Below are 24,785 nucleotides of genomic sequence, written 5' to 3'. Positions count from 1 at the left end.
CTCAGGCCGGGTCCAGCGCGACCAGCGGCTGGTCGTACTCCACCGGTCGACCGTCGTCGACCAGGACCTCGGCCACCCGGCCGGCCCGCTCGGCGGTCACCTCGTTCATCAGCTTCATCGCCTCGACGATGCCGACCACCTGCCCGGGCCGGACCAGGTCACCGACGGTGACGAAGGGCGCGGCGCCCGGCTCGGGCGCCCGGTAGAAGGTGCCGACCATCGGCGAGCGCACCTCGATCCGGCCGGCCGGCGGGGCGGGCCGGGGGGCCGGCGGCGGGGCCACGGGGGCCATCGCCGGGGCGTCGGGAGCGCGGCCGGTCTCCATCGCGGCGACCCCCTGCCCGGCGGCGGCTTCGTGCCACTCCACCTCCAGCACCGTGTCGCCGCTGCGCAGCCGCACCCGGCGTACCGGGCCGGCGACCTCGGCGACGAGCTGCCGGGCGTGCCGGCGCAGGCCGGCCAGCACGGCGTCCACCTCGTGCGCCGCCTCCGCGCCGTCGGCGGCCGACGGCGCGCCGGCCGGGACCGTCCCGGCGCTCACCGGGCACCCGCCCGGGCGCCGGCGCGGGCCGCGCCGAAGCGCCGGAAGCGCTGGCGACGGCGGCGCACCAGGGTGGCCGGCGGCACGTCGAGCAGCGGCAGCAGGTGCGCCAGCACCGCCTCCCGCAGCGCGCGGGCGGCCGCCTCCGGGTCGTGGTGCGCCGCCGGGACCGGCTCGGGGACGAGGTCGTCGACGACGCCGAGCCGGCACAGGTCGGGGGCGGTCAGCCGCAGCGCGCGGGCGGCCTGCGGAGCGGCCCCGCGGTCCGGCCAGAGGATGGCCGCGCAGCCCTCCGGGCTGATCACCGAGTAGACGGCGTGCTGGAGCATCAGCACCCGGTCGGCGACGGCCAGCGCGAGGGCCCCGCCGCTGCCGCCCTCACCGGTGATCACCGCGACCACCGGGGTGGGCAGCATGCTGAGGGAGAGGATGTTCTCCGCGATCGCCGCCGCCTGCCCCTGCTCCTCCGCGGCCACGCCCGGGTCGGCCCCCGGGGTGTCCACCAGGGTGACCACCGGCAGGCCGAGGCGGGCGGCGAGCCGCATCAGCCGCAGCGCCTTGCGGTGCCCGGCCGGGCTGGCCATGCCGAAGTTGCGGGCCACCAGCTCGCCGGTGGTGTGGCCCTTCTGGTGGCCGATCACCATCAGGTTCCGGCCGTCGAGGCGGGCCACGCCGCCGACCACCGCCGGGCAGTCCCCGCCCAGCCGGTCGCCGTGCAGCTCGACGAACCCCTCGAACGCGGTGTCCAGGTAGTCCAGTGTGGTCGGTCGACCAGGGTGCCGGGCCAGCCGTACCGTCTCCCAGGCGTCGGCCGGCGCGGCGTCGACCACCGGCGGATCCGCGACGGCGGCCGGGCGCGCGGCGGGTGCCGGCTCCTGCCGGGGTACGGCGGGACGCGGCCCCGGGCGGCGGCCGGCCCGGGCGGCGGCGAGCAGCGCCACCAGCCGCCCGCGCAGGGCGTGCCGGGGCACCACCATGTCCACCTGCCCGTGCCGCAGCAGGAAGGCCGCGGTCTGGAAGCCCTCCGGCAGCTCCCGGCCGGTGACCTGGCGGATGACCCGGGGACCGGCGAAGCCCATCCGGGCGCCGCTCTCGGCGAGCACCAGGTCGGTGTTGGTGGCGAACGACGCCGCCACTCCCCCGTACGTCGGATCGGTGAGCACGCTGACGGTGAGCAGCCCGGCCTCGCGCAGCGCGGCGATCGCCTGGCTGACCGTCGCCATCTGCATCAGCGACAGCGCGCCCTCCTGCATCCGCGCCCCGCCGGAGGCGGTCACCAGGACCAGTGGGACCGCGTCCTCCAGCGCCCGCTCCGCCGCCCGCGTGATCAGCTCACCGACGGCGGCGCCGAGGCTGCCGCCGAGGAACCGGAAGTCCATCACGGCCAGCGCGCACGGGTGCCGGCCGATGGTCGCGGTGCCGCAGACCACCGCCTCGGCCAGCCCGGTGCCGGCCCGGGCCGCGCTGAGCCGGTGCGGGTACGACAGCACGTCGACGAAGTCGATCGGGTCCACCTCGGCCGCCCGGTCCGGCAGCGGGGTGAACGAGTCCGGGTCCACCAGCTGGCGCAGCCGCTCGGGGGCGGCGAGCCGGGCGTGCTCCCCGCACTCCGGACAGACGTCCAGGTTGCGGCGCAGCCGCTTGCGGTACAGCAGCGAGGCGCAGCCGGCGCAGCGGGACCACAGCTCCCCCTCCCGGGGGGCGGTGGCGGTCACGGCCGCCGCCCGACGGGGGCGTCCGCGTCGAAGCGGTAGAAGCAGTGGGCCATCGCGTCGCGCGGCTCCCGCCAGGTCGGCAGGTACGGCGAGATGTACGGGCGCAGCCGCACGCTGACCCGCTGGAACTCCGGATGCCCCCGGGCCGCCTCGACCGCGCCCGGCGTCGGTGCCTCCGTCTCCAACAGGTGCACGTAGAGGTCGTGCAGCCGGTAGAGCGAACGGTGCCGGACACCGACCAGGCGCGGCAGCTCCGTCGCGTCGGACTCGGCGAAGATCTCGGCGACCTGCGCCTCGGCGCTGGGTACCACCTTCGCGACGATCAGCGAACGGTCCATGGATGGGCCTCCCCCCACGGCCGCCGGCGCGGTGTGGACCGCGCCGCGAGCCGGACGACTGCCGACACGATGCGCGCGGCGGCGTCACGCCGGCGTCACCGGCGGGCACCGACCGACGCTGTCGCATCGTGACGGTGCGTTGACGCAAGCTGTGTATCCGCTGTGCGGTGCACGGGCCGCGACCACGGCGTGCGCACAGTTCAGAAGGGGTTTCATGGTTGAGCGTGGCGAGCGCCGGTCGGAACCTCGACATTGACCGAGAGTGACCACAATTGATAATCTTCGTCACGGTCAGCCCGGTGGCTGTGGCGACACCGCCACGGCGCAGCGACCCGACAGTGCGGTCACGGGTGCCGCACCGGGACACACGAGGAGTCGGGACGCGCGTTCCGCAGGGGGTGCCGCCGTGGCCGCTGATTCGTCCATGCCGACGACCGGGCGCCCACCCGGCACGGACATCTCGCTGCACCTGCTCGGCGGTTTCCGGCTGCTGCACGGCGACACCCCGATCGTGGTCCCCCGCGGGCTGCAACGGGTCATCGCGCTGATCGCGCTGCGCCCGGGCGCCACCCGCAGCCACCTCGCGGGCCTGCTCTGGCCGGACGCGCCGGAGGACAAGGCGTTGTCCTCCCTGCGCACCGCCCTCTGGCGACTGCGCCAGGACCCGTGCTGCCCCTTCACCACCGCCGGCGACACGGTCCGACTGGACCCGGTCGTCCGGGTCGACGTCGACGCGCTGGTCGGCACGGCCGCCCGGGTCCGCCACGGTGAGGACCCGTCCGCCGCGCTCGCCGCCGGCCGGCACGACCTGCTCCCCGGCTGGTACGACGACTGGGTCCTCGGCGACCGGGAGCGGCTGCGCCAGCTGCGCCTGCACATGCTGGAGGACCTGGCCGGCCACCACCTGGCGGCCGGGCGGCACGGGGAGGCGCTGCAGGCCGCGCTGGAGGCGATGGCCGCCGAACCGCTGCGGGAGACGCCACACCGGCTGGTGGTGCGCATCCACCTCGCCGAGGGCAACGCCTTCGAGGCGGTGCACGCCTTCTACGTCTACCGCGACCTGCTGCTGCGGGAGTTGCGGCTGGAGCCCTCCGCGGCGATGACCGCGCTGCTCGACGACACCCTCGCGCCGATCCGCGACGCCACCCGGGAGCGGCCCCACCCCCCTGGTCGACCGCCGGCCGCCCGGGTCGCGCCCCAGGGCGGCTGACCGCCGTCACCGCCGGCGCGGCACGCGTGACGGCCAGGTGACAGTCGTGCCGGCAGGGTGGGCCGCACAGCAGTCCGTGGGCTCCGACCTCGACGGAGCGCCACCGGCGAGAGGGGTCCCATGAGCCGTCTACTGATCGTCAGCAGGATCCTCCCGGGCTCGGAGGGCCGGGTGGCGCAGATCTTCGCCGAATCCGACGCCACCGAACTGCCCGCCCTGACCGGCGTCCGACACCGGTCCCTGTACTGCCTGCACGACCTGTGCGTCCACCTGATGGAGACCGAGGACGTGGACCCGGACGCGCTGGCCGGCGCCCGCAACCACCCGCTGTACCTCCAGGTCAACGAGCGACTCTCCGCGCACACCTCCCCGTACCTGCCGACCTGGCATTCCCCCCGGGACGCCATCGCCGGCTGTTTCTACCGCTGGGACGCCGCCGACGTCCCGGCGCCGCGCCCGGCCGGGTGAGCGGGCGGACGCCGAAGAGGACTGAGCCGCCCGGCCGGGTCGGACGACGGCACCTCGTCGCGGCCCGGCCGGGTCCACCCGCTTTCCGTACCGTCGGTCATCCCGCCGCCACCCGCCGACACCGTGCATCCCACCTGCGTCGCGATGACCCATCCTCCCTGTCGTCCGCCATACGCGTGTGCGAAGCTGCCGGCGAGTTTTCTTCGTGACTTTCACCGACATATGCAAGAGGGAGGTTTGCCGTGCCGTCGACTTTCGGGCAGTGGCTGATCGTGATCCTGGCCCTGGTGCTGGGCGGAGCCGGGGGCTGGGTGGCCCGCGGCCGGCAGGCCACGGCGACCGCCGAGCGGCCGGAGCCCATGGTGGAGGGTGACCCGGTCGTCGGGCTCTCCGAGGAGGAGAAGGCCGCCACCACGGTGACCGCCACCGTCGACACCCCCCAGCCGGCGGCCACCGTCGACGTCGCGCCGGCGCCCGCCGCCGTGATCGACGCGCCCGCCCCGCACGACCTCGACGCAACGCCGGCCGCCGCGTCCCTGGCCGCCAGCCACACCCCGCTGACCGCCGACGACGACACCGCCGCGTCGGACACCGTCGCCGGCCCGGTCGACGTGGCCGCCTCCGGGGCAGACGTGGCGGCCGATCGCACCGACGCGGACGACGAGCGGGCCGACGTCGCCGTCGAGGCCGACGAGGAGCGGACGGTGGAGCCGGTCGGCGTCGCGCAGAGCGAACCCGACACCACCGCCACCGCCCACGAGGTGGACGCCGAGCCCGTCGCCCCCGCCGCGCCGGTCGAGGCCGTCGCCCCCGCCGAGGTCGAGGCTCCCGCCCCGGCCGAGGTCGAGGCAGCGGAACCGGTGATCCCCGCTCCCCGCCGTGCGCTGGATGACGAGGCGCCGGTCGCGTCCGACGAGCCGGCGACCGCCGACGCGGACATCGTGGCCACGCCGGACGCCGAAACGGCGGACGACTTCCGCCGGATCCAGGGCGTGGGGCCGAAGATGGCCGCCGCGTTGCAGGCCGCGGGGATCCGCACCTACCGCCAGCTGGCCGAGCTGGACGAGCCGGCGCTGCGCGAGACCATCCGGGCCGCCGGGCTGCGTGCCGCGCCGAGCCTGGCGACCTGGCCACAGCAGGCGAAGCTGCTGGCCGGTGCCGGCGCCGAGGCTGGTGCGGTGCTGCCCGAGCCGGCCGCCGACCAGGCCTGAGCACCACGTGGGCCGGTGGCCGCGCCTCGGCGCGGACGCCGGCCCACACCGTCCGCCCCGGACCGTCACCGACCCGGGGCGGCGTACTCCTCAACGATGGCCGCGAGCGTGTGCCGCGCCTCCGCAGCGCGAGCCGGATCGGTGTCGTCGAGCGTGATCAGCGCCTTCCACAGCGCCCAGCCTCGGCCCCGGTTCCAGGTCGCCTCGTCCACGGCGAGCGCGTCGCGGAACGCGGTCCGGCTCCCGGCGGTGAGCAACGTCCAGGCGACCGTCAGGTCACAGGCCGGATCCCCCACCCCACAACAGCCGAAGTCGATCACCGCGGCCAGCCGGCCGTCGCGGACCAGCAGGTTGCCGAAGGCGACGTCGCCGTGGAACCAGACCGGTGGGCCGGACCAGGTGGAGCGCAGCGCCAGCTCCCAGATTCCGGTGACCAGCTCCCCCGGAACCCGGTCACCCGATCCGGCGATCGCGGCCCGGGTCTCCGCGTCGTACGTCCGAAGTGGTCCCCCGCGCCAGGCGCTGTGCTCCCCGGCGACCGGACCGGACGTGACGTCGATCCGGTGCAGGGCCGCGAGGAAGCCGGCGAGCCCGGTGGCGAACGCGGTCAGGTCGGCGATCCGCTCCACCCGGGCCTGTCCTCCCTCGATCCACCGGTACACCGACCACGCGAACGGGTAGCCCTCGGCGGGCTCCCCCTGCGCGAGCGGGATCGGCACGGGCAGCGGCAGGTGGGGGGCGAGCACCGGCAGCCAGCGCTGCTCCTTGGCCACCTGTGCGGCGTAGCCGGGCGCGCTGGGCAGCCGTACCGTCATCTCGTCGCCGAGGTGGAAGGTCCGGTTGTCCCAGCCGCCCGCCGCCACCGGGCGGACCGGCAGGTCGGCCCAGCGCGGGAACTGCCCGGCGACCAGGCGCCGCACCAGCGCGACGTCGATGCGCGGCAGCGGCGCCGGTCGCCCGGCGGGGGCGGGGTGCGGGTCCATCCGGTCCAGGCTGCGTGGCCGGCACCGGACGGGCAACCGGAATTCGCCGGGAAGCGTCGAACCGGACACGCCGGCTGGCGGCCGTCGCTACGGTCGGTGAGCGGGCCGACGCGGCCCGCCGCGCCGACAACCGGTACGCAGGAGCAGCAACGTGCAGCCACTCATGCCGGAGCCGCCCGCCCGGCAGACCGGCGTGCCGGTGCGCGACCCCGAGGGTCCCCGCCGGGTGACCCTGCTGGAGCTCTTCTTCGACCTGGTCTACGTCGTCGCGCTCGCCCTCATCTCCAATAACCTGGTCACCGACCTCACCTGGCAGCACGCCGGCCAGTCTCTGATCATCCTGATGGCGGTCTGGTGGACCTGGGCGATCACCACGCTGGTCACCGACATGTACGACCCGCAGCGCACCGAGATCAAACTGTTGGTCACGGCGGTGATGTTCGGCGCGCTGCTGATGACCACGGCCATCCCGCACGCCTTCACCGACCGGGGCATGGTCTTCGCCGGCACCTACGTGGCGATCCACCTCGGCCGGGGCCTGTTCCTCATGCCCACGGTACGCGGACACCGGGCGACCCAGCGCCGGGCGGCGCGGATCTTCATCTGGTTCGCCGTCTCCGCAGTCCCCTGGATCATCGGCGCCACGGTGAGCGGGCACGCCCGGGAGGCGTTCTGGGCGCTGGCACTCGCCATCGACTACGGCGGCTTCCGGCTGGCGTACCCGGTGCCCGGGCTGGGGATGGTCCCCGAGCGGCAGCGCAACGTCACCGCCGAGCACCTGTCGGAGCGCTTCCAGCAGTTCTTCATCATCGCGCTCGGCGACGCCGTCCTGGTCATTGGCACCATGTTCAGCCGCGTGCACTCCGAGGCGGAGAACATCAGCGCGTTCGCCATCGCCTTCCTCACCACCCTGCTGCTCTGGCGGATCTACGTGCACCGCTCGGGTGAACTGCTGCCGCACGCGATCCAGGCGGCGAAGGCGCCGAGCCGGTTCCTGCTGAGCGCGCCGTACACCCACCTGACGCTGGTGGCCGGGGTGGTGACCACGGCGGCCGGCTTCGACCTGGTGCTGCACGAGCCGCTGGGGCGCACCCCGCCGTCGTGGGCGGCGGTCATCCTCGGCGGGCCGGCGCTCTTCCTGGTCGGCCGGTCCGCCTTCGAGTACGAGGTGTTCAGCCGGGTCTCGGTGTCGCGCCCCGGCGGGCTGCTGGCGCTGCTGACCCTCGCCCCGGCGGTGCTCTTCCTGCCGCCGCTCTTCGCCGCCGCGGGCGCGATGGTGGTACTCGCCGGCGTGGCGGTCGCGGACACCCTGCGCAGCCGGGGCAAGCCGCCGGAGACCCCTTCCCCGCCGCACTGATCCGGCCGGTGCGCCGGTGTCCGTTCCGGATGTCGTTTATCCGCTCGTCGCGTCTGGGTACAAGTGGGTCACCTCGACCCCACCACGACTCTGGAGGCACCCCATGCGCGGCACGTCGATTCTCGGAGTTATCGTCGTCATCTGGTTGCTCATCGGCGCGATCGCCGCCGGCCAGCGCGGCTACTACAGCAACGACGACACCAACTGCGCCGAGGCGGGCACGATCCTGGTGACCATCGTGGCCGGGCCGCTGAACTACGTCGGCGCCAACCCGAAGGTCGACTGCAAGCTGCCCGAGCCGTCCAAGTAGGTCCGTCGACGAACGGCCCGCGCCCGCACCCCCCGGGGCGCGGGCCGTTTCGTGTCCGCTCCCGATCACGTCCGTCACCACCTCTATGGCGTCCTAGGAGGCTGGGTCGAGGGGGTGTGTTTGCCTGCGGGCGGGCCGGGAAGGGCAGCGGCCCAGCGCCGGACGGGACGGAGACGCGGCATGCAGATCGGCTACAAGCTGGCCTCGGAGGGCTACGGCCCGCAGGAGATCATCCGCCAGGCGGTCCGCGCCGAACAGGCCGGCTTCGACTTCGTGGAGATGAGCGACCACTTCCACCCCTGGCTCGACGTGCAGGGCCACTCGTCCTTCACCTGGAGTGTGCTGGGCGCGATCGCCGCGAAGACGAGCAGCCTGGGCCTGGCGACCGGGGTCACCTGCCCCACCGTGCGGTACCACCCGGCGATCATCGCGCAGGCCGCGGCGACCATGGCGTTGATCTCCGACGGCCGGTTCACCCTCGGCGTCGGCGCCGGGGAACGCCTCAACGAACACGTAGTCGGGCAGGGCTTCCCGAGCGTACGGGGGCGACACGAGCGGCTGCGCGAGGCGCTGGAGATCATCCGCCTGCTCTGGCAGGGCGGCTACCAGTCGTACGAGGGCAAGCACCTCCAGCTGGAGGACGCCCGGGTCTTCGACCTGCCGGACACCCCGCCGGTGATCGCCGTCGCGGCCAGCGGCAGGTCCTCGGCCACCATGGCGGCCGAGCTGGGCGACGGCCTGTTCGTCACCGAGCCGACGTCGTCCATCGTCGAGCACTACCGGGCGGCCGGCGGCTCCGGACCCCGCTACGCCGAGGTGCCGCTCGCCTGGGCCGGCGACGAGGAACAGGCGGTGCGGGCGGCGTGGGAGACCAGCCGGTGGTCGATCACCGGCTGGAAGGTGATGAGCGAGCTGCCCAACCCGGCGAACTTCGACGCGGCGACCTCCTGGGTGGAGGACCACCACATCCGGCGACAGTTCGCCGTCGGCCCGGATCCGCAGGTGCACGTGGCGGCGGTCAGGGCGTTCGTCGACGCCGGCTACGACCACATCGTCCTGCAGAACGCCGGCCCCGACCCGGACGGCTTCCTGGACTTCTTCGCCGGCGACCTGGCCGGGCGGCTGCGGTCACTGGACTGACCGGCGGCCCGGGCTCACCAGCGCTCAGCCGACGTGGATGCCCGGTCGGCGGGACCGGTCCGGCTCACTCTTGCGGATGATCTCCCGGACCACCGGCGGCGTGTCGCCCCGGCCGAGGATGAGGTAGCGCAGCAGGTGGGCGAGCGGGTTGCCCTCGGACCACTCGAAGTGCGCGTGCGGGCGTACGCCGGTGCCGTCGCGCAGGGCGAGCAGGATGGCGGCGATGGCGTTCGGGACGGCCGGGCTGCTCGCCCGCAGCACCCGGTAGCCGCCGACCTCGACGCCGTGCACCCGCAGCACCTGGCTGAACTGGGACGGGTCCACCACGTCGATCTCCAGGAAGAGCACGTCGGCCGCGCCGGGCACCGGGTTCATGCCGCGCTGCGCCCGCTCCTTGACCCGGTACTCCTTGAGCGCCCCGCTGTCGCGCTTGTTGGCGATCAGGTGCAGCCGGCCGTCGTGGGTCAGTGAGTCGGCGATGAACCGCCGGGCGGCCGGGTCGAACTCGATCCGCTCGGCCCGCAGCTCGGTGGTGCGGGACACCCGGGAGATCAGCGAGACGGCGATGATCCCGGCGATGAACAGGGCCGAGATGGCGATGCCGTCCGGCTTCTCGATCACGTTCTCGGCGAGGGCGTAGAGCAGGACGGCGGTGAGCAGGCCGAAGCCGGCTCCGGCGAACCGGTGGTGGGCCCGCACGGCCGCGATGGTCACCGCCACCGCGCCGGAGACCATCATCGCCAGGATCCCGGTGGCGTACGCGCCGGCCTGGGCGTTGACGTCCGCCCGGAAGGCGACCGTGATGGCGATGCTGATCAGCGTGTAGACGATGACCACCGGCCGGACCGCCCGGCCCCACTCCGGCGCCATCCCGTACGACGGCAGGTAGCGCGGCACGATGTTGATCAGGCCGGCCATCGCCGAGGCACCGGCGAACCAGAGGATCAGCACGCTGCTGATGTCGTAGACGGTGCCGAACGCCTCGCCGAGGTGTTCGTGGGCCAGCCAGGCCAGGGCCCGTCCGTTGGCGGCGCCGCCCGGCCGGAACTCCTCCGCCGGGATCAGCACCGTGGTGACGAACGTGGTGGCGATCAGGTACACCGACATGATCAGCGAGGCGGCGGTGAGCAGCTTGCGGGTGTTGCGGATCCGCGCCTCCAGGCGCTGTCGGGAGTCCGCCCCCGCCCCCTTCACCAGCGGCATCATGCTGACCCCGGTCTCGAAACCGGACAGGCCCAGCACCAGCAGCGGGAAGGCCAGCACCGCGGGCCCGAGCAGGTCGCCGAGACCGGTGCCGCCGGCGGTCAGCGCCTGCGTCCAGTCGCCCACCAGGGACGGGCTCGCGGCCACCTCGGCCAGCCCGACCACGACGATCACCGCGTTCAGCCCGAGGAAGACCGCGACCAGCGGGATGGCCACGGTGACCGCCTCGCTGAACCCCAGCAGGAACACCCCGCCGAGGACCAGCAGCAGCACCACCGTCACCACCACGGCGGCGGCCGTGCCGTGCGGGACGGACGCCGGCAGGTACGGGTTCTCCAGCAGGTGGACCGTCGCGTCGGCGGCGGAGAGGGTGATCGTGATGATCCACGAGGTGGCGACGAAGCCGAGCAGCACCAGGACGAAGATCTTGCCGCGCCAGAACGGCAGCAGCCGTTCCAGCATCGCCACCGAGCCCTGCCCGTGCGGGCTCTCCCGGGCCACCCGCCGGTACATCGGCAGCATCCCGAACAGGGTCAGCGCCACGATGAGCAGGGTGGCCAGCGGGGAGAGCGCCCCGGCCGCCAGCGCCGCGATGCCGGGCAGGTACGACAGGGTGGAGAAGTAGTCGACGCCGGTCAGGCACATCACCCGCCACCAGGGGTGGCGCTTCTGCGTACCCTCCTCCGCCTCGGGACCGGCGGGCGGCACCTGGTGGGCGAAGAGCCACCGCCGCAGCGGGTCGGCCGCCGGGCGAGGGCGGGCGTGGCTCTCCACGCACTCGGGGACCGTCACCGACCCCGACCGGCTGCGCTCCCCCTGCAGCGGATCGCGGGCCGCCCGTACCTCAGGCCCGAGACCCGCCGGCGTGCCACGCCGCCCCCGGGTACGCCGTGGCGTCGCCCCGTCCCGCCCGTCCCCCATGCCCGTCCCACTCTCTACGGCCCTGCACCGACCGTAGGCGGTACTCGTGGCACCGCTCGGCGGAACCGGCAAGCCGGGAGATCATCGACCGCGTGGGCGGCTCGCCTCAGCCGGGCGGCGTCATCAGGGCGTCCCGCAGGGCCTCCGGGTCCGAGACGGTGACCGTGGCGCCGGGGTGGCGCGGCCACGGTCCCGGCACCAGGGCCGCGACGGGCTCGGCGAACCGCACGCACACCCCGGCGGCGGTGCTGCTGCCGAAGGTGACCCCACCGTCGGCGAACGACAGGCGCGGCCCGATCGCCCGCCACCACCGGTACGGCCCGTCGAGCTGCGCCCCGGTGATGTTGGCCCGGGGGGCGCGCAGCCGCCAGGGTCCGTACCGGATCTCGAGCGCCTCGTCGTCGACGAGCACCCAGGAGGTCTCCGGGCGTACGCCGAGCAGCGCCAGCGGGGCCCGGAAGGCCGGGTCGAAGCGGAACGCGGAGCGGTGCACGGGCATGACCCGCGCGTACCCGGTGCGGGCCGGCCGACACCCGGCTCACTCCAGCGCGCGGGTCCAGTCCGCGACGTGCGCGTCCAGGTGCGCGGCGGTGGCCCGCCAGTACGGGCCGTCGACGGTGAAGATCCGGGCCCAGGGCTGCACCCCGTCGCGGGCGCCGTCGCGCAGCAGCGCGTACATCGCCCGGGCCCGGCGGCCCAGGGTGGCGGCCAGCGCCGGGCGGTCCGCGCCGGCCAGGCCGTACCCGTCGACCAGGGCGCGCAGCCGGCGCGCGGACTCGGCGACCGGCCGGTCCGGCCGCATGCCCGCCATGGCCTGCGCGGCGTACGCCAACTCCCAGCGCCGGGTGCCGGGGCCGGCGCCGTCCCAGTCGATCAGCACCCAGCCGCGGTCGGCGCGGACCAGGTTCCAGGACGCGGCGTCGTGGTGGCAGACGAGGTCGGCGCCGTCCGGGGCGATGGCCACCCGCCAGCCGGCCGGCTCCGGGGGCACGAACCCCGCCACCGCGTCGTGCAGGTCGGCCAGCAGCCGGCCGATCGAGGCCAGCTCCGCCAGCGGGTACGTCCCGGCCTCCGGCCCGCACTCCCCCGGCACGTACTCCAGCACCTGGCGGCCCCGCGCGTCGCGGCCCAGCGGCCGGGGCGCGCCGGTGAACCCCACCTTGTGCAGGTGTGCCAGCAGCGCGTCGACGCTGTCGGTCCACGGGCCGGCCGGCCGGCGCACCGTGTCGCCGACCCGGACCACGCCGGTGGTGACGTTGCCGGGCAGGGGCTGTTCGGTCAGCGGCATCCGGCCATCCTGCCCGGCGGGGACGCGTCCCCGCGCCCCGGTTGCCCGGAGCGCGGGGACCCCCCGTCCCCGGCTACTGCAGGAACGCCCCCAGTGGCGACAGCAGCAGCCGGCCGAGCGCCGCGGCATTGTCGTCCAGCCGCGTGCGCTCGCAGTCGCGGGCATGCGGGTCGTGCCGGCACCGCCAGATCTTCTGGGCGTTGCGCCAGGCCACGTCCCGGGTGTATTCCACCAGTTCGCCCTGGTACCAGTCGTCGACGTCCCCGTTGAGCATGTCGATCAGCAGCTGCCACCGCTCCAGGTAGCCGCGCCGCAGCGAGGGGATCTTGTCGGCGAAGATATCGTTGATCTTGAGATAGTCGCGGTGCTGCTCACTGCCGTCGACCGGCTCGGACTCCAGGTGGTCGAAGGTCGTCACCAGCGCGAACGGCAGGTCGAAGTTGATGTGCGCGTTCACCCCCGCCGCCGCCGACGGCAGCGGCCGGGCGTCCGGGCCGCGCATCCGCTGGAACAGGCACGACCAGGCCTTCGGAGTGGTCGGGCTGGACTCCGTCCACAACCGCAGCGCGTCGAAGTAGCGGGTGGCGAACTCCACGTCGAGCCGGGACAGGAAGACCGGGTCGGCGAAGAAGTCGTCGTACAGCCCCTCCAGCACGCTGGTGGTGATGGTCAGGTACAGCTCGTTGAAGTCGGCCAGCGGGCAACTGCGCTCCAGCGGAGGCAGCCGCACCAGCAGGTCCTGGAGCTTGGTGAGGTGGTCCACCACCGCCGGCACGTCGCCCGGGTGGTCCGCCAGCAGCCCGACGATGTCGGCGTGGACCGGGCCCCAGACCGGTTCCGTCATGTCTCCTCCACAGTGGTCGGGGCACCCCCGTGCCGTCGGCGTCGCTGGACAGCCTTCCAGCGACACCGACGTACGGGATCAGTAGAACGACGTATTCGTCGCGGCCCGGTGTGTGCGTCAGTCGGCGCGGTTGCGCAGGTAGATCGCGCTGGCCTGGACCCGGGTACGCACCTGGAGCTTGTCGAAGATGTGCGAGACGTGCACGCCGATGGTCCGCTCACTGATGAACAAGCGCTGGCCGATCTCCTTGTTGGTCAACCCCTCGGCCACCGCGGCGAGCACCTCGCGCTCCCGGGCGGTCAGCACCGCCAGTTCGTCGCTGACCGGCTCGCTGCGGGTCGCCCCCGCGCCGCCGGCCGGCTGGGCGCGCTCCTCCAGCTCCACCCGGGCCCGCCCGGCGAGGGTCTTGATCTCGCTGGTCAGCGGCACGGCACCCAGCCCCTGCGCCATCTCGTACGCCCGGCGCAGCAGCTTGGCCGCGGTCGCGCTGCGGCTGCGTCGGGCGAGCAGCGCCTCGGCCTGCCGCAGCCGCGAGTACGCCGCCGGGTACGGGTGGTTGCGCCGGTCCCACTCGGCGGCCGACCGGGCCCACAGGTCGGGGTCGCCCCGCCCGTCGAGCCGGCTCAGCTCGGCCGTGCAGAGCACCAGGAAGCCCTCCGCGCCCAGGCGTACCGGCCGGGCGGCGTGGGCGCTCTTGCGGGCCACCCGGTCGACCACCTCGCGCAACCGCCGGACCACGGTCTCGTCGACCGGCACCGTCCGGCTGGCGTGCGCCTCCGCCTCGGCGCGCAGGCCGTGCCAGGCGAGGGTGGCCAGCAGCACCACGTCGTCCGAGCGGCTCTCGGTGAGACCGCGCTGCACGGCCTGCCGGGCCACGTCGTGCCGGCCCTGCCACATCGCCAGCCCGGCCCGCAGGATCAGCATCGGCAGCACGTGCCGCGCCCCGCCACCGGCCAGCACCGTGGCCACCGCCTCCAGATCGCGGTCGGACGCCTCCACGTCGCCGTAGCCGACGGAGAGGCGGCACCGGGCCAGCAGCAGCTCGACCGCGTCCGCGCCGGACGGGCGGTGCCGAAGCGCCGCCGCGACGACCTTCTCCGCCTCGGCCCACTGCCCCACCCGGAACAGCCCGTTGGTGGCGATGGCCAGCAGCCGGGTCTCGTAGGTGCGTCCCAGGCCCAGCTCGGCGACCCGCTCGGCGCCCCGGCGGGCCACCACCACCCCCTCCTCGAGGATGTTCAGCGGCCCGGTCAGCAGCTCCGCCAGGTGCAGGTACGCGCACGCCACGTCCTCGGGCCGGCCGGCCCGCTCGGCGATCTCCAGCGCCCGCCGCACCACGGCCAGGCCGGCGTCCGGGTCCTCCAGGAACGCCTCGCTGAAGCCGAGCGCCGAGCTGGCCAGCACCACCTCGGTGGTGCTGCCGTCGACCTCGGCCGCCAGCGCCAGCGCCTCCCGGGCCCGGGCGCCGGCGTCGGCGTACCGGCCCAGGTGCAGCAGCAGCTCGGCGAGGTGGGCGGCGGCGGTGGCCCGTTCGCGGGAGGTGCAGTCGGCGGCCTCCAGCACGCGCTGGTACTCGGCCTCGGCGGGGGCGGAGCGCCCGGCGGCGGCGAGGTAGCGGGCCCGCCGGATGCGCAGCGCGCAGGACGCCTCCGCGTCGTCCCCGCCGGCCAGCTCGGCCAGCAGGGAGAGCGCCCGGGCGTGCTCGCCGCACTGGTGGGCGGTCTCGGCCGCGTGCTCCACCAGCGTCGCCCGGTCGACCTGCACCGGCGCCGCCTCCGTCGGCCCGGCGGGCGGGGTGTCGGCCAGCTGCAACGCCACCGACCAGTGCCGGTGCGCCTCGGCGAAACCGTGCAGCCGCTCGGCCTCGCGGGCCGCGGCCATCGCCGCCGGCAACGCCCGGCCGGGCTCGCCCGCCAACCGCCAGTGGTGCGCCAGCCGGGCCTGGTGCAGCTCCGCCGGCGCCCGGGTGAGCGCCTCGGCGTAGCGCCGGTGCAGGGCGGAACGCTCGGCGGGCAGCAGCTCGTGGGCGAGCACCTCGGCGACCAGGCGGTGCCGGAGCCGGTAGCCGTCGTCGGCGCCGACCAGCAGCCGGTGCGCCACCGCGGCGCGGACCGCCTCGATCAGCTCCTGCTCGGGCAGGCCCAGCACCTCGGCCAGCAGCCAGTGCTCGACCGGCTCCACCCCGGCGGCGACGGCGTGCACCACCGCGTGCGCGTGCTGGGGCAGCGCGTCGACCCGGGACAGGAAGATCTCGCGCAGCGTGTCGGAAAGCCCGTCGCGGCCGTCGCGCAGGTCGCGCGCGAGTTCCTCGACCACGAAGGGGTTGCCGCCGCTGCGCTGCCATACCTGTTCGGCGGCCTCCGGCGCCGGCGGCGTGCCGACGATCGCGGCGACCAGCCGGTCGGTGTCCGCGCGGTCCAGCGGGGCCAGGTCGACCACCCGGACCGAGCGCAGCCGGCGCAGCTCGGTGAGCACCCGGCGCAGCGGGTGGGCGCCCTGCAACGACTCGGCCCGCACCGCGGCGAGCACGGAGAGCTGGAGGTCGCCCAGACCGGCGAGGAGGTAGAGCAGCAGCTGCCGGGTGCTCCGGTCGACCCACTGCAGGTCGTCGAGGACCAGCACCAGCGGACGGCCCTCGGCGATCAGGCTCAGCCCGCGGGACACCCGCTCCAGCAGCGCGCCGCCGTCGGCCGTGGCGGTCTCCTCGGCGAACGTCCGCAGCAGGCCGCGGACGGCCGACGAGGTCCGCGCCTGGGTGGCGGTCAGCTCGGCGTCGAAGCGGCGCAGCGCCTGGATCACCGGGTGCAGCGGCGAGGCATCGCCGATGTCCAGGCAGGTGCCGGTCAGCACGACGGCTCCCCCGTCGCGCAGCCGTGCCCCGACCTCGTGCAGCAGCCGGGTCTTGCCCACCCCGCTCTCACCGCTGACGAAGACCGCCGCCGTCTGCCCGGGCCCGAGCTCGTCGAGCAGCGCGGAACGCAGCGCCGTCAGCTGGTCGGCACGGCCGACGAGCGGTGCACTGTCCACATCGCTGGCCATGCCCGCAGCCTAGTCACAGGTCCCCGCACCGTTCTACGGGCTTGATCCCGCTGTGGTACTCCTCGCGTCGACATTGCGACTAAAGGTTGCGGCCGGCCGACATACGTCGTTCTGCAGATCCCCCGACGGCCCGGTGGTGACAGTGTCCGGATGTCGTAAGGCACCACTGCTGGGGGGAAAGGTGGGTGCGATGCCACTGTCCACGGTCGCCACCGGTCGGAAGGACGTCACGTCGCCCTGGCCGGTCCGGGAGGAACGGCGCGTGGTCAGCGTGCTGTTCGCCGACATCGTCGGTTCGACGGCGCTGACCGAACGGCTCGACCCGGAGGACGTCCGCGCGCTGCAGCGCGCGTACTTCGACACCGTCGCCGGGGTGCTGCGGCACTGGCACGGCGTGGTGGAGAAGTACGTCGGCGACGCGGTGATGGCGCTGTTCGGCGCGCGCCGCTCCGACGGGCTCGACGCGTACCGGGCGGTGCGGGCCGCGCTGGAGATCCAGCGCGCCCTGGACCGGCGGCCCATGCCGGGGGGCGTGCGGCTGCGGGTCCGGGTCGGGGTGGCCACCGGCGAGGCGGTGGTCGACCTGGCCGCCGCACGCGACGGCGGGCACGGCGCGGCCAGCGGCGCGGTCACCACGACCGCCGCCAGGTTGCAGGAGTACGCCCCGGCGGGCGGGGTGGTGGTCTGCGCCGCCACCCACCGGGCCACCGCCGACCTGCTCGACCAGCGGGCGCTCGCCCCGGTGGCGCTGGCCGGCAAGGCGCTGCCGCTCGACGTCTGGCGGGTCACCTCGCCGGCCCGGCCGCGACGGCCCCGGCACGAGGGTCCGCTGGTGGGCCGGCGCCGAGAGCTGGCCACCGCCCAGGACCAGCTCGTCCGGGCCGCCCGCGAACACCGCCCACGATGGGTGTCGCTGGTCGGACCGGACGGCATCGGCCGCAGCCGGCTGCTGCACGAGCTGCGCCACGCGCTGCGCGAGGTCGACGGGGTGGCGGTCCGCTGGTGCGTCGCGCACTGCCCGCCGTACCCGCAGGGGGCGCTCGGGCCGGTCGCCGAACTGGTGCGCGACCTGGCCGGGGTGCGCGACAGCGACCCGCCGGCGGTGGTCCACCGGCGGCTGACCACCCTGGTCGACGGGCTGGTCGCACCGGCCCGGGCCACCCCGACGGTCGCCGCCCTGGCGGCGCTGCTCGCCGCGCCGGAGGGCACGGCCACGGCGACCGGTGGCCCGGCGGCCTGCCGCCAGCTGCTGCTGGCCCTCGCTGCCCGGCAGCCGGTGGTGGTCGCGGTCGACGACCTGGACCGGGCCGGGCCGGAGCTGGACCGCTTCCTGCGGGCCCTCTTCGCGGCGGCCACCCTGCGCGGACTGCCGCTGGCCGTGGTCGCCACCCACCGGCCGCAGCTGGCCGACCCGCTGCCCGTGCCCGACGACCGCCGCTGCCGGGTGGCGCTGGCGCCGCTGGGCGCGGTCGACACCGGGCGGCTGCTGCGCCGGCTGCTCGGCCGCGCCGGACGGCCCGCCGCGCTCGCCGGCCGGCTGCTGCCGCTGGTCGGCGGCATGCCCGGGTACGCCGGCGCGTACGTCGCGGCGAGCGGCGACGGAGAGCCCGGACTGCCGGAGGCGGTACGTCGGATGGCCTCCGCCCGGCTGGACCTGCTCGACGACGCGCGGCGGGCGGTGCTGACGGCGGGCGCGGCGCTCGGCGTCGACTTCACCGCGCCGGCCGTCGACCGGCTGCTCGGGTGGGCGCCCGGGCGGGCGGCGGCGCTGCTGCGCCGGCTCGCCACCGCCGACGCCCTGCTCCGGTGTGACCGGCACGGCCGGTACGAGATCGTGGACCCGGCCCTGCGCCGGACCGCGTACGACCGGCTGCCCCGGGCCGTCCGCGCCGAGTTCGGCCGGCGGGCCGAGCAGTGGCGCGCGACGGCGCCCGGGCGGGTGGCGCCCACCCGCTCGGGCACGGCCGCTCCCCGCCTCGCCCCGCCCCGCCTGGCCGGCGCCGAGCCGGCTCCCGCCCTCGCCGCCGAGCAAGTGTCCGCCCTCCACGCCGAGCGGGTGTCCGCCCTCGCCGCCACGGCGGCAGCTCCCGAAGGCCGGCGGAAGCGCAACGCCACCGCAACGCGCCGCAATCCGGTGTCACCCGGCAGTTGGTCCGGTCTGGACGGTCCCGGGCGGTGGTCGACGCCACCGGCGTCGTCGACCCGAGACCGGGGCCGGAGCGGGCGTCACCGGGCGGCCGACGGGCTTGACCCCGACCGGAGTCGGAGGCCGATTTCCGGCGGTGCCCACGAGGACAGGGTCGTGCCGATCCTCCCCCGGCTCGCGGCCGGGCCGCGCCGGCACGGGCGAGCCTCCGACTCCGTCGCGGGCCACGACCGGCCCCTGCGCAGCGCGCCGGACGGGCGCGCGCACCGGCCGTCGTCGCCTCCCGCCTCCACCGGTCGGGGCAGCGCCGCCGTCGTGCTGGCACTGCGTCACGCGGCACCGGAGCGCGCCGACCAGACGCGGCCCCACGGTGGCCCGCCGCCGAGACGAGTGGCCTGAACGAGTAACCGGCACGCGGGGCCGGCCGGCGAACCGGCGGATCGCGCGGCCCGAGGACCAGGGCGGCCCCGGGCTTCGGGGCGACGGCCCGCCGCTCGTGCCAGTGGCCTCAACCGCGAACGCCCCGAAGACCGCCGGGGACGGCACCACCCCTCGCGCCCCGTTTGCTCTGCTGCCGCGGACGCAACAGTGACCCCGCGTGCCTGTTGCCTCGGGGGCAGCAGAGCAAAGGAGGTACCGAGGGTGCGGCCTGCCGGAAGCCCGGGTGACGCCCTCCCGATCGGCCGGGCTTGGGTCCCGGCGTGTCGTGGCGTCGGTGGCAACGTCGGTGCGAGCGATATGCCTGAGAGGCATATTTATGACTCTCAGGCATATCGCTCGTGCGGGTGTCCGCCTTCCGGCCGGCCCCGGTTCCGGGAGGTCGCGCTGTCGCGTCCGGAGCATCCGTGGTTCACGGACGAGGCGCACCTCAAGCCGGACAGGCCCCGGCCGGGTCGGGTCAGTCGGCCGACGGGCCGGGCAGCCCGGCGAGGAAGGTCAGTACCCGCTCCCAGGTCTGCTCGGCGGCCCCCGGGTCGTGGTCCGGCACGTCCGGGTCGGTGAAGAGGTGCCCGGCCCCCGGGTAGCGGAACACCTCCAGCCGCGCCCCCGCCCCGGTCATCGCCCGCTGCCACTCGGCGATCTCCTCCGGCGTCTCGTACTCGTCGGGGTCGGCGAGGTGCAGTTGCACCGGCAGGCCCGGGCGGACCGCGGCCGGGTCGGCGCCGGTGCCGTGCAGGAGCAGCAGCGCGGCGGCGTCGGGCCGCTCGGCCAGCAGCGCCCCCGCCACCCCCGCGCCCATCGACCAGCCGGCCAGCACCGTCTCGGGCGGCAACGGGGCCAGCGCGGCCCGGCCCCGCCGCAGCACCTCGTCGTGGCCGATCTTGTCGAACAGCGCGAAACCCGCCTCCACGGTGTCGGTGGGCGGCTCACCGTAGAGGTCGGGGGTGACGACGCGGTGCCCGGCCGCGCGCAACCGGTCGGCCTGGGCCAGCACGGCCGGCCGGAGCCCGTACACGGAATGGAAGAGCACGATGTGTGTCATCCGGTCATCGTGCCGGAGACCGCCGACAGCGGCGGCGCGCCGCGCGGTCAGCCCCCGGTCCCGCGGGCCAGCGTCCGGCTGCGGCCCCGGAACTCGGCGACCACCTCGTCGCCCCGGGAGACGGTGACGTCGTAGATGCCGCTGCGACCGTAGCGGGTCCGTTCGGTGGCCCGGGCGGTCAGCAGATCGCCCTCGCGCACCGGGCGCAGGAAGCTGATCTCTCCGCCGGCGGCGACCGTGGCCGGGCCGTGGCTGTTGCAGGCCAGCGCGAAGGCCGTGTCGGCGAGCAGAAAGACGAAGCCGCCGTGGCCGATGGCGTGCCCGTTGAGCATGGCCGCGGTCACCCGCATCCGGGCCACCGCGGCGCCGTCACCGGCGGAGACCAGCTCGATGCCCAGAGCGCGGGAGGCCACGTCCGCGTCGAACATGTCGTGCGCGGCGGTACGCCCCGCCGCGACCCGGCCGTTCTCCGCCATCTCAGCCCACCCGCCGCTGGTCGACGATCCGCCGCATCTTGCCCATCGAGCGCTCCACTCCGTCCGGCGCGATCACCTCCACCGCCACGCTGACCCCGATGGTGTTCTTCACCTGCTCCACCAGGGCCCGGCCGGCGCGGGCGGCCTCCTCGACGCCGACTCCGGTGCGGCGCTCCACCTTGACCGTCAGGGTGTCCATCCGCCCCTCGCGGGCCAGCACGCACTGGAAGTGCGGCGACAGCGCGGGGGTACGCAGGATCAGCTCCTCGATCTGGGTCGGGAAGACGTTCACCCCGCGCACGATCATCATGTCGTCGGTCCGGCCGGTGATCTTCTCGATCCGGCGCATCGGCCGGGCGGTGCCGGGCAGCAGCCGGGTGCGGTCGCGGGTGCGGTAGCGGACCACCGGCATCGCCTCCCTGGTCAGCGAGGTGAGCACCAGCTCGCCCTGCTCGCCGTCGGGCAGCACCGCGCCGGTGACCGGGTCGATGATCTCGGGATAGAAGTGGTCCTCCCAGAGGTGCAGCCCGTCCTTGGTCTCCACGCACTCGGTGGCCACCCCCGGGCCCATCACCTCGGACAGGCCGTAGATGTCCACCGCGTGCATGTCGAGGCGCTGCTCCATCTCCCGGCGCATGTCCTCGGTCCACGGCTCGGCGCCGAAGATGCCGACCCGCAGCGAGGTGGCGCGCGGGTCGACGCCCTGCCGCTCCATCTCGTCCACGATGGCCAGCATGTAGCTGGGGGTGACCATGATGACCTCGGGCTGGAAGTCGCGGATCAGCAGCACCTGCCGCTCGGTCATCCCGCCGGAGACCGGGATGACCGTGCAGCCCAGCTCCTCGGCGCCGTAGTGGGCGCCCAGGCCGCCGGTGAACAGGCCGTAGCCGTACGCCACGTGCACCCGGTCGCCGGGCCGCCCGCCGGAGGCGCGGATCGAGCGGGCCATCAGCCGCGCCCAAATACGCAGGTCCTCGCGGGTGTAGCCGACCACAGTGGGCCGGCCGGTGGTGCCGGAGGACGCGTGCAGCCGCGCCACCTGCTCGCGGGGCACCGCGAACATGCCGAACGGGTAGTTCTCCCGCAGCTCCGCCTTGCCGGTGAACGGGAACCGGGCCAGGTCGGCCAGTTCCCGACAGTCGTCGGGGTGCACGCCGGCCGCCTCGAACGCCCGCCGGTAGTGCGGCACGTTGTCGTACGCGTGCCGCAGCGACCAGCGCAGCCGGTCGAGTTGCAACGCACGCAACTCGTCGACGCCGACCCGCTCGACGGGTTCCAGCTCATCCGGCGAGGGGGTGCGGTCCTGCACGGTGCCTCCTGTGCGCGCGGGTACCGGCGCGGGTCCACGCCGAGGCGACGTTGCGTACCGTACGCCCCACCCCGGACGGCCGACCAGCGCGGCGACGGTCGATGAGCCTGCTGCCCGATCACGCAGCGAAGCGGCACAATGGCCCAGGGTGGCACACGGCGTGGGAGGGTGGCGACGATGACGCGTACCGACACGGCACCGGCGGGGATCGGCGGGCGGGCGGCCAGCCGACCGGGGGTGGCCCCGGCGAGCCGGCGGGAGGATCTGGTCACCGTCCTGCTCGGCGCGTGCCTGGTGGGCGGGGCGCTGGCCGACGGGTGGGCGCACACCAGCCTGCTCGAGACCATCGAGGGCTTCTTCACGCCGTGGCACGGCCTGCTGTACGCCGGCTTCGCCGGCAGCGCGGGGTGGATCTGTGGCTGGCGTACCGGCGTCGGGAGCGCGCGCCGCGGTGGTGGCGCGACGGCTGGCCGCAGGGGTACCGGGTGGGCGCGATCGGCGTCGCGGTCTTCGCCGCCGGCGGGCTGGCCGACCTGGTGTGGCACGAGACGCTCGGGGTGGAGGTCGGGCTGGACGCCGAGTTCAGCCCCAGTCACCTGCTCCTCGGCGGCGGGGCGGTGCTGCTGCTGACCAGCCCGGTGCGCTCCTGGTGGGCCAGCCGGGAGGGCGGGGCCCGGGCGGCGATCGGGGTGGCGTCGTTGGCGCTCGGCACGATGGCCACCACCATCCTGCTCAGCCATTCCTCGGCGTTCCTCAGCGCCGCCGCCACCGGGGAGACGGGGGCCGCCGGTGCCCAGCAGGCGGCCGTCCTCGGCGTGGACGCGTACCTGGTCACCACGGTGGTCATCGGCGTGCCGTTCCTGCTGTCGCACCGCCGCCGGGCGACGCCCGGGGCGGCCACCGCCGTGGTCGCCGGGGTGGCGCTGTTCGCCCTGGTGATGTTCGAGTTCCCGGTACCGCAGGCCTGGGGTGCGGTCGGCGCGGTCGCCGGCGCCGCCCTCGCCGACCTGGTGCTGTGCCGGTCGGACGCGGTACGCGGCCCGGACGCGGCGCTGCGGCTGCCGGTCGCCGGCGCGGTGCTGGCCGCGCTGGTCTGGGGTGGCCACCTGGCCGGGCTGGCGCTGGCGACGGGATCGGCTGGACGCCGGAGGTGTCCAGCGGGGTGGTGACGCTGACCGCGGTCGAGGCCGCGCTGCTCGGTGGGCTGGCCGCCCGCCCGCTGCCCGGCGCGAACTGATCCCCCGACGGGCCGGGCCCGGGCGGATGGTCCGGCCAGGCCCGCCGTGGCCCGGCCGCTGTCAGGGGTTCTGCGGGTCCAGGTTCCGGTCCCGGAGCAGGGCGTCGAGCTTCGCCTCGATGCGCTCGTCGGACTCGCGGGACTGCGACGATCCCCAGTGGTAGAACAGCGCCAGCCCGGCGGCCTGCCAGATCAGCTGGAGGAACTCCGACTGCCAGTTCTCCAGCGTCGAGGCGAAGAACTGCGGCAGGAACTCGCTCCAGGCGAAGGACTGCCCGTGCTGGCTGGCCTCGTTGCTCTCCACGACCATCTGGAAGATGAACTGACCGGCCCAGGAGAGGAGGAAGAACGCACCGGTGACCAGGGCGAACGAGTACGCCTTCGGCCACCCGGGCCTGCGGAACGGCGGGCCGTCCGGCCGCCGGCGACCGCCATGGGACCCCTTCTGCTCCCCGTCCCCCGCCGCGCGTGTGCCGGCTGTGGTGCTGCTTCCCGCCATCACGAACCCCCTCTCGACGATCGTTGTCGCGCGGGTTGTGCCCGGACGCCGGTCAGTCGAAACCGAGGCAGCGCGGCGCGGGCGGTGCTCCAGGCCTCATCGACGCCACCGCCGACGACCGTATGGTGGACCCGATCGGGCAGGTCAGGCCCCTGCGCCCGGGGGTCGACCGGTGGTCCGTTCACTGATGGGAGGACGGGTGTCAGCAGCCCGGCGGATCGACCCCGACGTCGACCTGCGCGTACCCGCCGACCGGCGCGAGCTGGGCGCACACCCGGCCGCCGTGCTCGGCGCCGTCGCCGCCGGCGGGGTGCTGGGCGCGCTGGCCCGGGCGGGCGTGCAGGCCGCGCTGCCGCACCCGCCCACCGGCTTTCCGTGGTCGACCTTCTGCGTCAACGTGACCGGGTGCCTGCTGATCGGGGCGCTGATGGCGGTGCTCGGCCGGCGTGACGCCGCCCCGCTGGTCCGCCCGTTCCTCGGCGTCGGCGTGCTCGGCGGGTTCACCACCTTCTCCGCGTACGTGGTGGACGCCCAGCGGGCGGTCACCGCTGGGGCCGTGCCGATCGCGCTGGCGTACCTGGCGGCGACGCTGGTCGCCGGCCTGCTGGCGGTCTGGATAGGCGACGCGCTGGCCAGCAGGCTGCTGGATTGGGGCGCCGCCCGGTGACCGTCCTGCTCATCGCCGTCGGCGCGGCGCTCGGCGCGCCGCTGCGCTACCTGACCGACCGGGCCGTGCAGGCCCGGCACAGCTCGCTGCTGCCCTGGGGGACCCTCACCGTCAACGTGGCCGGTTCGCTGCTGCTCGGCGTGCTGCTGGCGGTCCCCGCCGGGTCGGCCGTCACCGCCCTGGTCGGCACCGGCTTCTGCGGCGCGCTGACCACCTGGTCCACCTTCGGCTACGAGACCCTGCGGCTGGCCCGCGCCGGCGCCCGGCGCCACGCGCTGGCCAACGTGCTGCTCAGCGTGGCCGCCGGGCTGGCCGCCGCGACCCTCGGGTACGCGCTGGGCCGGGCGCTGGCGGGCTGACGTCGACCGGGGCCCCGACGGGTGGGGCCACGGGGACACGT

At 75.2% G+C, this 24,785-nt stretch carries 23 protein-coding genes; 10 read left to right on the top strand and 13 right to left on the bottom strand.

What is annotated here, in order from left to right:
• Nucleotide 1 precedes the first annotated feature (1 nt).
• From accB to M2302_RS03925, 3 genes are read right to left on the bottom strand one after another with little or no spacing between them, the layout of a single operon-like run.
• The gene (accB, locus tag M2302_RS03935) at nucleotides 2–541 is read right to left on the bottom strand and encodes an acetyl-CoA carboxylase biotin carboxyl carrier protein (RefSeq protein ID WP_280836606.1); all 540 of its coding nucleotides are present in this window, start codon (nucleotides 539–541) and stop codon (nucleotides 2–4) included.
• Entirely contained in the window at nucleotides 538–2,256 is a 1,719-nt protein-coding gene (locus M2302_RS03930) for an acetyl-CoA carboxylase carboxyltransferase subunit alpha (protein ID WP_280836605.1), read from the bottom strand. The genes accB and M2302_RS03930 overlap by 4 nt, the downstream gene beginning before the upstream one ends.
• Entirely contained in the window at nucleotides 2,253–2,594 is a 342-nt protein-coding gene (locus M2302_RS03925; RefSeq protein ID WP_280836604.1) for a TcmI family type II polyketide cyclase, read from the bottom strand. Before M2302_RS03925 ends, M2302_RS03930 begins: the two co-directional genes overlap by 4 nt.
• A 424-nt stretch (nucleotides 2,595–3,018) precedes the next feature.
• On the opposite strand from M2302_RS03925, the gene M2302_RS03920 reads away from it, so the two are divergent.
• From M2302_RS03920 to M2302_RS33060, 3 genes are all read left to right on the top strand, one after another.
• On the top strand, nucleotides 3,019–3,804 hold the full coding sequence (locus M2302_RS03920; protein WP_280836817.1) for a BTAD domain-containing putative transcriptional regulator: 786 nt from the start codon (nucleotides 3,019–3,021) through the stop codon (nucleotides 3,802–3,804).
• Between the two features lie 120 nt (nucleotides 3,805–3,924).
• Nucleotides 3,925–4,272, top strand: coding sequence for a TcmI family type II polyketide cyclase (locus M2302_RS03915; RefSeq protein ID WP_154936420.1), 348 nt, complete (start codon nucleotides 3,925–3,927; stop codon nucleotides 4,270–4,272).
• A gap of 242 nt (nucleotides 4,273–4,514) precedes the next feature.
• A complete protein-coding gene (locus M2302_RS33060) occupies nucleotides 4,515–5,483 on the top strand; it encodes a hypothetical protein (protein WP_348529400.1) in 969 nt (322 codons plus the stop codon).
• A gap of 65 nt (nucleotides 5,484–5,548) precedes the next feature.
• Here the strand turns inward: M2302_RS33060 and M2302_RS03905 are convergent, their stop codons facing one another.
• Nucleotides 5,549–6,466, bottom strand: coding sequence for an aminoglycoside phosphotransferase family protein (locus M2302_RS03905; protein ID WP_280836603.1), 918 nt, complete (start codon nucleotides 6,464–6,466; stop codon nucleotides 5,549–5,551).
• 151 nt (nucleotides 6,467–6,617) lie between these two features.
• Here M2302_RS03905 and M2302_RS03900 point away from each other — a divergent pair, with 151 nt between their 5' ends.
• The 3 genes from M2302_RS03900 to M2302_RS03890 all read left to right on the top strand — a co-directional run bounded on the left by M2302_RS03900 (nucleotide 6,618) and on the right by M2302_RS03890 (nucleotide 9,273).
• Nucleotides 6,618–7,823, top strand: coding sequence for a low temperature requirement protein A (locus tag M2302_RS03900; RefSeq protein ID WP_280836602.1), 1,206 nt, complete (start codon nucleotides 6,618–6,620; stop codon nucleotides 7,821–7,823).
• A 103-nt stretch (nucleotides 7,824–7,926) separates the two neighbouring features.
• Nucleotides 7,927–8,133, top strand: a complete 207-nt coding sequence (locus M2302_RS03895; RefSeq protein WP_210777819.1) for a hypothetical protein — start codon at nucleotides 7,927–7,929, stop codon at nucleotides 8,131–8,133.
• Nucleotides 8,134–8,313: 180 nt separating this feature from the next.
• Nucleotides 8,314–9,273 carry a TIGR03557 family F420-dependent LLM class oxidoreductase gene (locus tag M2302_RS03890; protein WP_280836601.1) on the top strand — a complete coding sequence of 320 codons (960 nt, stop codon included), beginning with the start codon at nucleotides 8,314–8,316 and terminating at the stop codon, nucleotides 9,271–9,273.
• A 24-nt stretch (nucleotides 9,274–9,297) separates the two neighbouring features.
• Here M2302_RS03890 and M2302_RS03885 read toward each other — a convergent pair whose 3' ends face one another.
• From M2302_RS03885 to M2302_RS03865, 5 genes are all read right to left on the bottom strand, one after another.
• Nucleotides 9,298–11,397, bottom strand: a complete 2,100-nt coding sequence (locus tag M2302_RS03885; protein WP_280836600.1) for an amino acid transporter — start codon at nucleotides 11,395–11,397, stop codon at nucleotides 9,298–9,300.
• 106 nt (nucleotides 11,398–11,503) lie between these two features.
• Complete coding sequence (locus M2302_RS03880) at nucleotides 11,504–11,896, bottom strand: hypothetical protein (protein ID WP_280836599.1); 393 nt, start codon at nucleotides 11,894–11,896, stop codon at nucleotides 11,504–11,506.
• Between the two features lie 39 nt (nucleotides 11,897–11,935).
• Entirely contained in the window at nucleotides 11,936–12,685 is a 750-nt protein-coding gene (locus tag M2302_RS03875; RefSeq protein WP_280836598.1) for a phosphotransferase, read from the bottom strand.
• Nucleotides 12,686–12,758: 73 nt separating this feature from the next.
• A complete protein-coding gene (locus tag M2302_RS03870) occupies nucleotides 12,759–13,529 on the bottom strand; it encodes a DUF5995 family protein (protein ID WP_280836597.1) in 771 nt (256 codons plus the stop codon).
• A 117-nt stretch (nucleotides 13,530–13,646) separates the two neighbouring features.
• Nucleotides 13,647–16,568, bottom strand: a complete 2,922-nt coding sequence (locus M2302_RS03865) for a helix-turn-helix transcriptional regulator (protein WP_280836596.1) — start codon at nucleotides 16,566–16,568, stop codon at nucleotides 13,647–13,649.
• Between the two features lie 190 nt (nucleotides 16,569–16,758).
• Between M2302_RS03865 and M2302_RS03860 the strand changes: the two genes are divergently transcribed.
• On the top strand, nucleotides 16,759–19,113 hold the full coding sequence (locus M2302_RS03860) for an adenylate/guanylate cyclase domain-containing protein (RefSeq protein WP_280836595.1): 2,355 nt from the start codon (nucleotides 16,759–16,761) through the stop codon (nucleotides 19,111–19,113).
• 499 nt (nucleotides 19,114–19,612) lie between these two features.
• On the opposite strand, the gene M2302_RS03855 is transcribed toward M2302_RS03860, so the two are convergent.
• From M2302_RS03855 to paaK, 3 genes are read right to left on the bottom strand one after another with little or no spacing between them, the layout of a single operon-like run.
• Complete coding sequence (locus tag M2302_RS03855; RefSeq protein WP_280836594.1) at nucleotides 19,613–20,197, bottom strand: dienelactone hydrolase family protein; 585 nt, start codon at nucleotides 20,195–20,197, stop codon at nucleotides 19,613–19,615.
• Between the two features lie 47 nt (nucleotides 20,198–20,244).
• Nucleotides 20,245–20,673 carry a hydroxyphenylacetyl-CoA thioesterase PaaI gene (gene paaI / locus M2302_RS03850; protein ID WP_280836593.1) on the bottom strand — a complete coding sequence of 143 codons (429 nt, stop codon included), beginning with the start codon at nucleotides 20,671–20,673 and terminating at the stop codon, nucleotides 20,245–20,247.
• A gap of 1 nt (nucleotide 20,674) precedes the next feature.
• Nucleotides 20,675–21,982: a phenylacetate--CoA ligase PaaK gene (paaK, locus tag M2302_RS03845; protein WP_280836592.1), complete on the bottom strand. Its 1,308-nt coding sequence runs from the start codon at nucleotides 21,980–21,982 to the stop codon at nucleotides 20,675–20,677.
• A 407-nt stretch (nucleotides 21,983–22,389) separates the two neighbouring features.
• On the opposite strand from paaK, the gene M2302_RS03840 reads away from it, so the two are divergent.
• Nucleotides 22,390–23,151 (top strand): hypothetical protein, encoded by a 762-nt coding sequence (locus M2302_RS03840; RefSeq protein ID WP_280836591.1) that lies wholly within the window; start codon nucleotides 22,390–22,392, stop codon nucleotides 23,149–23,151.
• Nucleotides 23,152–23,280: 129 nt separating this feature from the next.
• Here the strand turns inward: M2302_RS03840 and M2302_RS03835 are convergent, their stop codons facing one another.
• Complete coding sequence (locus tag M2302_RS03835) at nucleotides 23,281–23,718, bottom strand: DUF6766 family protein (protein WP_280836590.1); 438 nt, start codon at nucleotides 23,716–23,718, stop codon at nucleotides 23,281–23,283.
• Between the two features lie 187 nt (nucleotides 23,719–23,905).
• Here M2302_RS03835 and M2302_RS03830 point away from each other — a divergent pair, with 187 nt between their 5' ends.
• On the top strand, nucleotides 23,906–24,385 hold the full coding sequence (locus tag M2302_RS03830; RefSeq protein WP_280836589.1) for a CrcB family protein: 480 nt from the start codon (nucleotides 23,906–23,908) through the stop codon (nucleotides 24,383–24,385).
• Nucleotides 24,382–24,744, top strand: coding sequence for a fluoride efflux transporter CrcB (gene crcB / locus M2302_RS03825; protein ID WP_280836588.1), 363 nt, complete (start codon nucleotides 24,382–24,384; stop codon nucleotides 24,742–24,744). The genes M2302_RS03830 and crcB overlap by 4 nt, the downstream gene beginning before the upstream one ends.
• Nucleotides 24,745–24,785: the final 41 nt, after the last annotated feature.

The sequence above is a fragment of the Micromonospora sp. A200 genome, from assembly GCF_029893845.1.
Classification (GTDB): Bacteria; Actinomycetota; Actinomycetes; order Mycobacteriales; family Micromonosporaceae; genus Micromonospora; species Micromonospora purpureochromogenes.
This window is presented reverse-complemented; position numbering and strand designations above follow the sequence as displayed.